The sequence below is a fragment of the Cupriavidus sp. CuC1 genome, assembly GCF_044627735.1.
GTDB lineage: Bacteria > Pseudomonadota > Gammaproteobacteria > Burkholderiales > Burkholderiaceae > Cupriavidus > Cupriavidus ulmosensis.
Genome location: NZ_JBIUHC010000238.1, coordinates 1 through 10,875, shown reverse-complemented (window position 1 = coordinate 10,875; position 10,875 = coordinate 1). Strand labels below are relative to the sequence as shown.

General features: G+C 59.9%; 11 protein-coding genes. 5 read left to right on the top strand and 6 right to left on the bottom strand.

Annotation, left to right across the window (positions count from 1 at the left end; translation table 11 throughout):
- Window positions 1-343 precede the first annotated feature (343 nt).
- The gene (locus tag ACGLHR_RS48295; RefSeq protein ID WP_400102828.1) at window positions 344-598 is read right to left on the bottom strand and encodes a hypothetical protein; all 255 of its coding nucleotides are present in this window, start codon (window positions 596-598) and stop codon (window positions 344-346) included.
- Between the two features lie 454 nt (window positions 599-1,052).
- Between ACGLHR_RS48295 and ACGLHR_RS48290 the strand changes: the two genes are divergently transcribed.
- Window positions 1,053-2,195 (top strand): alpha/beta fold hydrolase, encoded by a 1,143-nt coding sequence (locus ACGLHR_RS48290; RefSeq protein WP_400102827.1) that lies wholly within the window; start codon window positions 1,053-1,055, stop codon window positions 2,193-2,195.
- Here the strand turns inward: ACGLHR_RS48290 and ACGLHR_RS48285 are convergent.
- From ACGLHR_RS48285 to ACGLHR_RS48270, 4 genes are read right to left on the bottom strand one after another with little or no spacing between them, the layout of a single operon-like run.
- Window positions 2,145-2,750, bottom strand: coding sequence for a hypothetical protein (locus ACGLHR_RS48285; protein WP_400102826.1), 606 nt, complete (start codon window positions 2,748-2,750; stop codon window positions 2,145-2,147). The genes ACGLHR_RS48290 and ACGLHR_RS48285 overlap by 51 nt on opposite strands.
- Before the next feature lie 59 nt (window positions 2,751-2,809).
- Window positions 2,810-3,055: a hypothetical protein gene (locus ACGLHR_RS48280; RefSeq protein WP_400102825.1), complete on the bottom strand. Its 246-nt coding sequence runs from the start codon at window positions 3,053-3,055 to the stop codon at window positions 2,810-2,812.
- A 29-nt stretch (window positions 3,056-3,084) separates the two neighbouring features.
- Window positions 3,085-5,628, bottom strand: coding sequence for a DNA ligase D (gene ligD, locus ACGLHR_RS48275; RefSeq protein ID WP_400102824.1), 2,544 nt, complete (start codon window positions 5,626-5,628; stop codon window positions 3,085-3,087).
- Window positions 5,629-5,641: 13 nt separating this feature from the next.
- Complete coding sequence (locus ACGLHR_RS48270; RefSeq protein WP_400102823.1) at window positions 5,642-5,866, bottom strand: DUF2188 domain-containing protein; 225 nt, start codon at window positions 5,864-5,866, stop codon at window positions 5,642-5,644.
- A 255-nt stretch (window positions 5,867-6,121) separates the two neighbouring features.
- Between ACGLHR_RS48270 and ACGLHR_RS48265 the strand changes: the two genes are divergently transcribed.
- The 3 genes from ACGLHR_RS48265 to ACGLHR_RS48255 all read left to right on the top strand — a co-directional run bounded on the left by ACGLHR_RS48265 (window position 6,122) and on the right by ACGLHR_RS48255 (window position 9,775).
- Window positions 6,122-7,030: a Ku protein gene (locus tag ACGLHR_RS48265; protein WP_400102822.1), complete on the top strand. Its 909-nt coding sequence runs from the start codon at window positions 6,122-6,124 to the stop codon at window positions 7,028-7,030.
- A 7-nt stretch (window positions 7,031-7,037) separates the two neighbouring features.
- A complete protein-coding gene (locus ACGLHR_RS48260) occupies window positions 7,038-7,847 on the top strand; it encodes a tetratricopeptide repeat protein (protein WP_400102821.1) in 810 nt (269 codons plus the stop codon).
- Window positions 7,848-8,152: 305 nt separating this feature from the next.
- A complete protein-coding gene (locus ACGLHR_RS48255; protein WP_400102820.1) occupies window positions 8,153-9,775 on the top strand; it encodes an ATP-binding protein in 1,623 nt (540 codons plus the stop codon).
- A 70-nt stretch (window positions 9,776-9,845) separates the two neighbouring features.
- Here ACGLHR_RS48255 and ACGLHR_RS48250 read toward each other — a convergent pair whose 3' ends face one another.
- Window positions 9,846-10,634 (bottom strand): Crp/Fnr family transcriptional regulator, encoded by a 789-nt coding sequence (locus ACGLHR_RS48250; protein WP_400102830.1) that lies wholly within the window; start codon window positions 10,632-10,634, stop codon window positions 9,846-9,848.
- On the opposite strand from ACGLHR_RS48250, the gene tnpA reads away from it, so the two are divergent.
- Window positions 10,521-10,856, top strand: coding sequence for an IS66 family insertion sequence element accessory protein TnpA (gene tnpA, locus ACGLHR_RS48245; protein ID WP_400102829.1), 336 nt, complete (start codon window positions 10,521-10,523; stop codon window positions 10,854-10,856). The two genes, ACGLHR_RS48250 and tnpA, sit on opposite strands and share 114 nt — an antisense overlap.
- The last annotated feature ends 19 nt before the right edge of the window (window positions 10,857-10,875 follow it).

Below are 10,875 nucleotides of genomic sequence, written 5' to 3'. Positions count from 1 at the left end.
CATGGCGGCCTCGACTCATCCCGCCATGATATCCGAGCCAATTAATTATTCAACCTATTTGCGGGATGTTGTACTAGTGGATGAGAGCGGCTGACAATGGAAGTGCGTTGGGAGATGCCTTACTCCTGTGGCCTGGCGAGGCTGCCCGCCACGGCCGGAAGGCGCTACGCGCGCGATGATGAAGCCCTATTCAAAAAAAGACTGCCGACGTGAGGGCGATCTGGTGCAAATTTCGTCGGGTCAGACACGAGATGGGCGAGATGAGTCATCAGTACACTCTGCCAGACGAATAGGCAGTTCGATTCTCACTTTTGTTTTCCGCTCGCCGACGCCTGCGGTCGCCTCAGTCCGCTACAGTCCCAAACGTTCCCGTCATCAAGTCGAGCTCGAACCCTGCAGGCCAGGACTCGCGAACGTCGGCGGCATACAGCATCGATGCGTCAACTTTGGTGCGACGCACGCTGACCAGGCGAATCCCGAGGGTGCCGTCATCCGCGCAGTCGCATACGCAGAAGTCGGCCGCAATAAAGCCGTGGCGCCGGCATGCGTTGGCGAATGCATCGCGCTCAGCGGCGGGAAACGTCTCTAGTCGGGCCATCGAAAACCCCCGTGAAAAACGAGTCATATGCCGGCCGGCAGGGACCATTCGCAAAGCGTGCTTGCATCATTCGACCCTGGGGTCATATCGGCGGCGTGAACCAAGATTTTTCCGCCTTCATCTCCATTTGCGCGCGATCTTACCGAGAATCGTCCAACGTTAATACTCGGCGAGCAGGCTGAATCGCATCCAATTTAGTTGAGTTGTGCTGCGACGAAAAGAGTACGAAAGGATGAAGTTTCGCCTTAGGGAATCCCACAACGTGAGAGGCGGCCGCAGCCGCTTTCTTTCGGCCCGCGCGGTCCTCGCGCGAAGCGATGCCCCTGCATCAATCGCCCGATCGAGCCGGTGGGAAAGATTAAGCATCGCAGTGGCCCGTTCCGGGTAAACCCTTGTCTTCCCCAGGGAAAGGTGTAGACTCGGTTTTTGCTGCACTGCAACAACAGGAGCCGCCATGAGCGTTGAATTCAGTAGGCTTTCGGCAAATACTCGCCCTGCCATCCGTGCCCACCTCGATGCGATGTCTGCCGAAGTTCGCTTCACCCGTTTCGGTTTCCACTGCACCGCGGAGGGCCTGAAGCATTACACCGATCACATCAACTTTAACCGGGACATCGTCATTGGCGCCCACTATCGCGACCTGCTCATTGGAGTCGTCCATGTCGCCGTCTTTCAGCGGGAGAGCCACCCCGCTGGGCAACTCGGCAGCGTAGAAGGGTTCTGCCAGGGCAAGGGCATTGGACGCCTCCTGTTCAACCAGGCCTTGCTGCACGCCAGGCGCCGCAAGCTCACCACGCTCCATGTCCAATATCTACGACGTAACGGCCGCATGGCGTCATTGTGCCGCGGCCTGACGACAATTTTCGAGCAGGATGGTGAGGAGACCGCGTGCTCGATAAAGATAGCCGATACCAACCCTGCAGAGGCTTGCCGGTACGAAGTTATCGATGGGCTGGAGATCTTTCACGCCGACGCGCACGAGGCTCGTGCACACGTCCTCTTCATTCACGGTGTGGCGGAAGATGGCTGGCAGTGGCGGGAGAACTTTCTCCCATACTTTTCGGGGCACGGGTTCAGCAGTAGTGCCCTTTCCTTGCGCGGACACGGTGGCAGCGAGATTCGCGAGGACCTTACCTTGCGTGGCTATGAAGAGGACGTCAAGGCCATCTTGCGGCACCTGGGCGAGCAACCGACGATTATCATCGGGCATTCGATGGGGGGATTCCTGACGCAGCGAGCTATTGAGGGGAATACCCACATCAGCAAGGCCTCCCTGATCTCGTCCGTGCCGCCCTGGGGGCTCCCGCCCAGCACCCTTGACCCAGTTGTCGAAAACATGGGCGATCCGCTCGGAAAAGTAATTGCGATGCAGGCTGCTGAAGGGAAGCCGGCCTACGTTAACCCCGACAACATTACCGCCGACGTTCAGGTCATTGGCGGTGCCCGTGACCGCATCATTCCATTTGACGTCGTCACAGCAACAGCACGTTCCTATCAAACAGACCCAGTCATGATCGAGGACGCCGGACATGCGATCATTTCCAGTTCAAAATGGCGCGAAGTGGCGGACCACGTCATCCACCACCTGACCCACTGACGCGAGCCTGCAAGCGGGCGTGGACGTATGGACTTCCGACAGCGGCAAGCGGGCAAGGAGGTCGCCGAGGTTATCCGGTCCCATCTGTTTTTGCTGGTTCTCCCCCGCGCGCTCCACGTTCTCGTAGAAGCGGGTGACGACCATGAGGCCGTGGTGAAAGCCGAACAGCTTGCGCCATGCTTTGTCCAGGTTGTCGCGCCTGGCATTGTAGGTTCCGGGCTTCTGTTTCTCCATCGCTTCCGTCCAGCCAGGCAGACGACATTCATACCGCATCGGAACGATGAGGCGTCGTCCGTTCTTCATGATCATGACCTGTGCATGGTGACTCGGAAAGATGCGCGCATCGCGATCGAGCGGTGTGATACGTTGCAGATCCGCCAGATTGCGTTGCGCCCGAGCGATCTTGTCGGTGGCGATGCGCTGGTCGTTTTCCGCCTTCCCGGTTGGCTTCGTCGCCAGCGCGCGCTCGGCTCCCGACAGGCGAGTCTTTGGCTGGAACAACTCCGCTTCGAAGGCGTTTGCTTGCTCCTTGTCCGCTATGGTGTTGAGCGGCACGCGTCTGCATCGGCGGGCTGCGCAGCAATCCAGCGAATTCCGATCTCTCACACCATTCGTCAGTCGGGAGCGCTGCCAAAGATCTCGGAACTCAGGTCCTGTTCGAACTCTGCGGGCCAAAACTCACGAGGGCCTGCCGCATATTGCATCAGCGCTCCTGTCTCGGGCCGAAGTACGCTGACCAAGCGGACCTCGCTTTCGGTGGTGTCGCAGACGCTGAAGTCCGCCGCGATGAATCCGTGCCGCCGGCAGGCGTTGGCAAAGGCTTCGCGCTCCGCAGCAGGAAATGCCTCCAGGTTTGTCATAAAAAGGCCTCCATACATTTCCATCCCACCTATCCAGCCATTTTCCGGAAGGCAGGACTCAGTTGTTGCTTCTTTCCGGTATCAGAATATCCGGCCCACGGATCAACATAGCCGACGGCTTCAATGCGCGGCACAGCAGTCCGGATCGTCCAATGATCGCCTCCTGTCAGCTCCTCCAACTCCTCCCAGGCTACAGGCATCGAGACGCCGAGACCTGACCGCGCGCGTGCAGAGAACGCGGATGCCGTCGTGGCGCCATGGCCATTGCGAAGGTAGTCGATGAAGATCTTCCCAATACGATTGCGCGGCCCACTTTTGGAAACGAAGCGCTGCGGAATGGTTCTGGCGATATGGAGAACGACATCCTGTGAAAACGTCTTCACGGTGTTCCACGGCAGACTGGGCGCGATTGGCACGACGACATGCAGGCCTTTGCCGCCACTGGTCTTGAGATAGCTCATCAGGCCAAGCTCATCCAGCATCGCCCTCGTCAGCATGGCGGCATCCAGCATGTGCTGCCAGGGCACGCCCTCGCCGGGGTCCAGGTCAAAGATGATGCGATCGGGCTTATCGATGCTGCGCTTGGTCGCATTCCAGGTGTGGAACTCGATCACATTGAGTTGCGCCGCACTCACGATGGCGGTCTCGCGTGGGACCTCGAGTAGTGCCGGATGTCCTTCCCAGAGCGAAGGATCCAGTAACGTCATGCCCGGAATCGTGCTCGCCTCAGCGTGCTTCTGGAAAAAAAGCTCTCCACCAATACCGGTGGGGCCCCGCAGTAAGGCTACGGGCCGCCCGCGCAGATGGGGAAGCAGATGCGGCGCGATGGCCTCGTAGAAGCCGACCAGGTCGCCTTTCGTCAGCCCCGTCGTTGGGTCAATCACGCGTTTTGCGTTGGTGACCTTCACAGAGCGAGCCGGGCGTGGCCGCGGGGGCTCCACCTCCACCGCCCGCTCCCGCGTCACGCTGCCGGGTTCCTTGTCCGCGCGTAGCGCATGGAAGACCGCATGCCGTACTCGACCCTCTTTGGTCCACTCGGCGAACGAGATCTCGGCGACCAGCTTCGGTTTGACCCATTGGCCGGTTACCCGTGGTGGCGGCTTCTCGAAGGGACAGGCTGGCACTTCCAGCTGGGTCAGCAATGCGAACAGCTTGTTCAGCATGCGCGAATCCAGGCCGCTTCCAACGCTGCCCGCGTAGTGCAGCTTGCCGGCTTCATCGTGCAAGCCAAGCAGGAGTGCGCCGAGGCCATGCCGGCTTCCCTTCGGGGCCGTGAACCCGCAGATGATGAACTCTTGTTGCTTCGTGCATTTGAGCTTGATCCAACTTGGCGCCCGGGTCGAAACGTACGGCGCGTCAACGCGCTTGCCAATCAGGCCCTCCAGGCCCATCTGGCACGCTGCGGCAAGAAGGTCGTCCGGCGTGCCCTCAAAGGCTTCGCTGTACCTGAGTCGTCTTGCAACGTGCACGGCCATCACCTCCTTTAGCAGCGCCCTGCGCTCGGCCAAGGGGACTTGCCGTAGGTCGTGGCTCTCGAAGAAGGGGAGGTCAAAGACGAAGTACTGGATGTCCTGCACCAGCGACGTTTCAAAGGCATTCTGCAGCGCCTGGAAATCCGTGGTGCCCTTATCGCTCAGAATGACAATCTCGCCATCCAGCCAGGCAGAGCCAAGGTCGAGGGCCCCAATCTCTGCCGCGAGCGACTTGAGGCGCGAGGTCCAATCATGGCCGTTTCTCGTAAAGAGGCGGACTTCCATGCCGTCGACGCGGGCCAACATCCGATACCCATCGAACTTGATCTCATAGGCCCATTGTGATGCATTGCGCGGCACCGTTGAAGCGAGCGTCGCCAGTTGCGGGGCCAACGCAAGTGGAAGGGGGGCAGGGCGTGCTGCAGCGGGTAATACCTGTCGGCCCTGGCCCGGATGCGAGCGACGCCGCTTTGGCACGGCTGTCTTCGCTTTACGACCGGCCCCCGATCTGCTGTTGACCTTGGCCAGCACGCTGTCCGGCAAGGCTTCGGTGATGTCGTACTCCGCAGCGGAGCGCGCAAACGCATCCCGCTCTTTGATCAAGAGCCACGGTTCCTGACGCTTGTCGCTGCGGCCGTGCATCCTGATCAAGGTCCAACGGCCACGTAGCTTCTCACCTTGCAGCTCGAACTTCAGCTTGCCGCTGTGGTACCCGGCCACCGGATCGCCGACCGGTATCCACGTCCCTCGATCCCAAACGATAACGATGCCGGCCCCGTACTGCGTGGGCGGGATCACGCCTTCGAAGCTCGCATAATCCAGCGGGTGATCCTCGACATGTACGGCCATCCGCTTCTCAGCAGGATCCAAGCTGGGTCCCTTGGGGACCGCCCAACTCTTGAGGGTACCCTCCAGTTCGAGACGAAAGTCGTAGTGGAGCCGGCGAGCCGCATGCTTCTGCACGACAAAGCTCATCGCGCCGCCAGCGGCGGACGCGAGCGACCGTGCGGCCTCGTCGCTCGGTTCCGTCGTGGCCGCGAAGTCACGCTTCTGGCGATACCGTTCCAGGCTGCGCGCGTTGGATGATGCCGACTTGGCCACGGATTGAGGTCCGTTAGCCTTTCACGTCGCGGGGATCGTGTCCGTAGCTGTTGCGCATCCGGATTTTCCCATCACGCCCATGAACTAACAGTTCGACCTTGTCTTGCTTTGCCTCGGCAGTGCCGGCGGCGATCGCCTGCTCTTGGTCGTCATGCTGGGAAGACGGTTGATTGGCGCCCTCGCGAATCACGTGCCATTTATCGCCGTGTGGAGCGACGTGCACATTCTTGTTTGCCATGAGGTTGTCTCCTGTGGATGGCTGTGATCGAAGTATTTTCCCCCGGGGCCGGGGAGACAATAAGCCGATGTCCGACATTTGCTTGCAAGAGTGCTGTGCACGCAAACTAAAAACTACACACGCACGAGCGTCGAGCCCCGCCCATGCCTTTCTGGAAAGTGCTTGCCTATCCCCAAGGGGAACCCGCTACGTCGCCATTACTGCGGGCACGATCTAAGCTTGATCGGTGTACTTCCGCCCAGCACGGTGATTGCTATGGCCGCCCGTTCCATTGCCTCTCTTTCCCTCAGCTTCGGCCTCGTGTCGATCCCTGTGAAGATCTTCAGCGCCACGGAAAGCAAGTCTGGGATCGGCTTCAATCTGCTGCACAAGGGTTGTGGCTCCAGGCTCAAGCAACAATACGTCTGCATCCGCGAGGATGTGGTGGTCGAGCGGTCGGAGATGGTCAAGGGCTACGAGTTCGAGCCGGATCATTATGCGGTGTTTGAGCCAGATGAATTGAAGGCGCTGGAGGACGAGGCGAAGCACACGGTCGACATCGTGTCGTTCATGCCATCCGGGGCCATCGATCCGATCTACTTCGACAAGGCCTACTACCTGGGCCCAGACAAGCGTGGCGGCAAGCCATACAACTTGCTGGCCGAAGCTATGCGAAAGACAGGAACCTGTGCGCTCGCGCAGTGGACTTGGAAAGGCAAGCAATACATGGTGCAGGTGCGTGCGACCGACGAGGGCTTGGTGCTACAGCAACTACTCTACGCTGACGAGGTTCGATCGATGGTGGACCTGCACGTGGAGAAAGCCCCGGTCCAGCCAGCCGAACTGGCGTTGGCCCAGCAGCTGATCGAGCAGAACTCGGTAGAAGGATACGATCCCTCGGCCTACAAGGATGAGGAGAAAGACCGCATTCTGGCGGCCATTGACAAGAAGATCGCCGGCAAGAAGATCGCCGTGAGCGAGGAGCGAAGCGAGCCGCGTCAAGGCGCAGAAGTGATCGACCTGATGGAGGCGCTGCGCGCGAGCATGAACCAGCGCAAACAGGGCGGAACGAAAGTAGCGAGCTCCCCGGTCAAAGCGGTGGGTAAGCCCAGTAAGGTGGCGAAGCGCGCCACTGTGGCGCCGGCGCCAGCTCCCGCCAAGCGCGCTTCAGCGGGAAAAAAGTGACGGGCCAATGCCGACGTACACTCTGAAGGACGCCGAGGCGATGCTGGGTATCCCTCGCTCTGTGGCAACCAAACTGGTAGCCGAACGGATCATTACTCCCTCGCGAGGCCCGCGTCGGGAATACCTCTTCACGTTCCAGGACATGGTGCTGCTCCGGACCGCGAATTCGCTGCATGACGCAAGGATACCAACGAGATTGATCGTGCGTGCGCTTGCGCGGGTGAAGGCGTCTCGTGGCGCCGGCCAGCCGTTGTCCGGCGTGCGGATTCGCGCAATGGGTAGCGAGGTGGCGACGAGGGATGAGGGCAGGGGGTGGCAGGCTGTGTCGGGGCAGATGCTGATGGACCTTGAACCAGGCGAGCCAGGTACAGCCGTCGTTGAGTCCCTACACGATGCGCGGGCGCCGGCGGCCGAGGCGCAGGATTGGTTTCTCGTCGGCGCCGAGCTGGAAACGGAGAAGCCGATCGAAGCCGAGGCAGCATACAGGCGGGCCTTGGCGGCAGAACCAACGTTTCTGGATCCGTATCTCAACCTGGGCTGCATGCTGTGCGACGCGCGCCGGTTTGGAGACGCGGCCGAGCTTTACCGTTCTGGCATCTCACAGCTGCCGAGCGAGCCGTTGCTCCACTTCAACTTAGCCGTGGCGTTGGAGGATCAGGAACGTCCCGGGGAGGCACTCACCAGCTATGAGCGTTGTATCCAATTAGCGCCGGACTTTGCCGACGCGCACTTCAACGCGGCTCGTCTCTACGAGCTCCTCGGCAACGGGATGCAAGCGATCCGACATTTCAATGAATATCGGAAGCTCCAGCGTTAGCGCGGCCTTCATGCTCCACCCGTGCGCCTCAATCGAGGCAGAGACCTGCCGGGTGGGTCGGTCGCGCGAAACAGGGCGCACACCGATGTAGGTTTAGTCTTACAAGTGAAGGTTTATTTATGCTTCAGGGAGAAGAATCGGGTACTGCTACACAACTGCGCCAAAATCGACGCTGTGTGGTGAACTGCCAATGCTCAACTGCTACACTTGTCTTCGACTTAGATGCAACCGAACCTCGGGCGCACAAAAGTCCATCTCCCGCGCCGCACATCTCCTCGGGACATCGCTTCAGAGGAGGTATCAGTATGAGTGCAAAGGTTGTTCCGCTCCGACCGGTAGCGGGCGATCCCGACATATCATTCGGGGCCGAGGTTGAATTCCGGCGCCTTCTCGAAACCCTGCCAGCCGCAGCCTACACTTGCGACCGCGAAGGGCTCATCACTTACTTCAACCCGAAGGCAATTGAACTATGGGGGCGTGCCCCAGAGTTGAAAAGTTCAGTGGACCGATTCTGTGGTTCCTTCCGCTTGTACACCAAGGACGGTGCTCCCATTACGCATGATGAATGCTGGATGGCGCTCACCATCCGCAACGGCCTTAGCTACAACGGCGAAGAAATTGTGGTGGAGCGGCCCGATGGGACGCGGCTAGACGTGCTGGCGCACGCCAACCCATTCCGTGACGAGCGAGGAGAATTGATCGGCGCGGTGAATGTGCTGGTCGATGTGAGCCAATTGAAGAGCGCACAGCAAATCCTTGTACAAGCAGGCCGCGCAAAGGACGTGTTCTTAGCGACGCTGGCTCATGAACTGCGCAATCCCCTCGCACCGGTGCGCAATTGCGTCGAATTGTTGCGTCGCAAGCATGGGGGTACTGCGGCAGACATGGACAGGCTGTTCGATATCATGGATCGACAACTTGGGCACCTGAGCCGGTTGATCGACGACTTGATGGATGTTTCCCGTATCACCTCCGGCAAGCTCAAGGTACATAGCTCCGCCATCGATGTCAGGGATATCGTTAGGCTGGCGGTCGAAACAACCGAGCCTGCATTCTGTGCTGCAGGACATCACCTGTCGGTGACACAGGCCGATGGCGAGGTGACCCTGCATGGCGACGGAGGCAGACTGAGCCAGGCCCTAGCGAACCTTCTGCATAACGCTGCGAAGTTCACGCACCCCGGGGGCGAAATCAGCCTATCCAGCGAGGTAAGCGACCATAAGGTCGTGCTGCGAGTGGCCGACAATGGCATCGGTCTGGACCCCAAGGATCTGAGCGAAGTCTTTGGCATGTTCAGCCAGCTCGGCAATGGCCAGCCGGTTGCCGGCAGTGCTGGAATGGGAATCGGCCTCGCACTCGCCAAGCAAATTGTGGAAATGCACCAGGGCACCATCGAGGTCCGCAGCGCGGGGCTGGGCAGAGGGAGCGAATTTATAATCCGCTTGCCGATGCCGATGCCGATGCCGATGCCGATGCCGGAACGGGACATAGCAGCGCCCGATATCGTTAAGACTCAGGAAGCTGTGCACAGTCTCCGGAAGAGCCGCGTCCTTGTCGTTGATGACAATGTGGATCTGCTGGAGAGTTTGGAGGCACTGCTTACCCTGATCGGCGTTGACGTATGGACTGCCGACACCGGCCAGCGTGGCAAAGAGATCGCCGAGGTTATCCGACCCCACCTGATTTTGCTCGATATCGGTCTTCCGGATCTGGATGATGGCATTGCAAGGGCGATTCGCGCGACCCACTGGGGAAAGTCGACCGCCATTGTTGCCGTATCGGGCTGGAGCCAACCGTCCGACCGCGCTCGTTCCACTGAAGCAGGGTTCGACCTTCACGTTTCCAAGCCTGTCGGTGCGCCTGAGTTACAGGGCATTATCGAAAGATTCTGCGGAATAACGACACCCAATGGCGGAACCGCTCCCTAGTCATAGGCTCCGATCGGGCGTCTGTCACAGCTGACACCCTAGACAAGGAGCCACTCGGGTGGCCCCCCTTCTACCCAACGCCGGAGAACAGTCTCTCAGATTTCCGCTTCACCACGCCATAGCACGCGCATGTGCGCTTCTCGAGAGCACTCCTATCTAGCACTTCCATTTGCCTATTGTCGCAGCGGATCACGCCGTCTTCCTGCAAACTGGTAATCGCTTCCATCACATTGAATTGCAGCTCGCCGATGAAGCCGAGGATCAACTCCTTCGCTACACTGCTGGGCTGGTTTGCCGGTAGGCGATCAATGCTGAGTAACAGCCATCTGCACAATTGCTGCTCGATCGAATGCCCCTGGCTACATGCGACTGTCTGTGCTATCTGCGTGATAAGTGACTGCATATAGGGCAACATTAGCATCTGCAGTGCACCGGCTTGGCTGAACTCCTCTACGAGGATTCTTGCGGCTATCCGATATGCCTGGCCTGAGCATGTCACGAGGGCCGTCTGCAACATCGCCACTTTCCCCATGACGACTTCAATTCCGACCAGGCCCTCGTTGCCGATGATCGAGATTGGCGCACGGTAACCGTCAGCGGAACCCGTCTGGCGAGTAGAGGGCGGCGATGAGAAGGTAGGAGCTTCACGATCTCTGGGAGTGAAGCGATGGCCGATCAGCGGGAAGGTAAGAGCGGACGAGCCGGGGCAAGGTATGACCGCCACGATGAGGCTTTCTGGCGCGATCTGCTGGCGCAATGGCGGAACAGCGGCGGGAGCATTCGCGCCTTCTGCCGGCAACACGGCTTGGCGGTCAGTACTTTCGGCTTGTGGCGCAAGCGCTTGAACGACGAGCAGCAATCGCCGGTGGCGCCGCCGATGGCAGTGACTGCGGACACGGCGTTCATCGCTGCGGCTACGGTTGCGGTGCCGAATGTCCTGTCGGCAAGCGACTCAGCGCTATCGAGGTCACGCGACCAGGTGGTCGTTACGCTCGGCGGCGCTCGTATCGAGATGGCGGGGGTGCATGCCGAACGCATCGTGCGCTTCGTGCTGGGACAGTTGGGAGGCGGCCGGTGCTGATCAGCGGCGATGTGCAGGC

Coding starts and splice junctions, on each gene's coding strand:
- ACGLHR_RS48295 (WP_400102828.1), bottom strand. CDS start 598: ATGGCCCGACTAGAGACGTTTCCCGCCGCTGAGCGCGATGCATTCGCC.
- ACGLHR_RS48290 (WP_400102827.1), top strand. CDS start 1,053: ATGAGCGTTGAATTCAGTAGGCTTTCGGCAAATACTCGCCCTGCCATC.
- ACGLHR_RS48280 (WP_400102825.1), bottom strand. CDS start 3,055: ATGACAAACCTGGAGGCATTTCCTGCTGCGGAGCGCGAAGCCTTTGCC.
- ACGLHR_RS48270 (WP_400102823.1), bottom strand. CDS start 5,866: ATGGCAAACAAGAATGTGCACGTCGCTCCACACGGCGATAAATGGCAC.
- ACGLHR_RS48265 (WP_400102822.1), top strand. CDS start 6,122: ATGGCCGCCCGTTCCATTGCCTCTCTTTCCCTCAGCTTCGGCCTCGTG.
- ACGLHR_RS48260 (WP_400102821.1), top strand. CDS start 7,038: ATGCCGACGTACACTCTGAAGGACGCCGAGGCGATGCTGGGTATCCCT.
- ACGLHR_RS48255 (WP_400102820.1), top strand. CDS start 8,153: ATGAGTGCAAAGGTTGTTCCGCTCCGACCGGTAGCGGGCGATCCCGAC.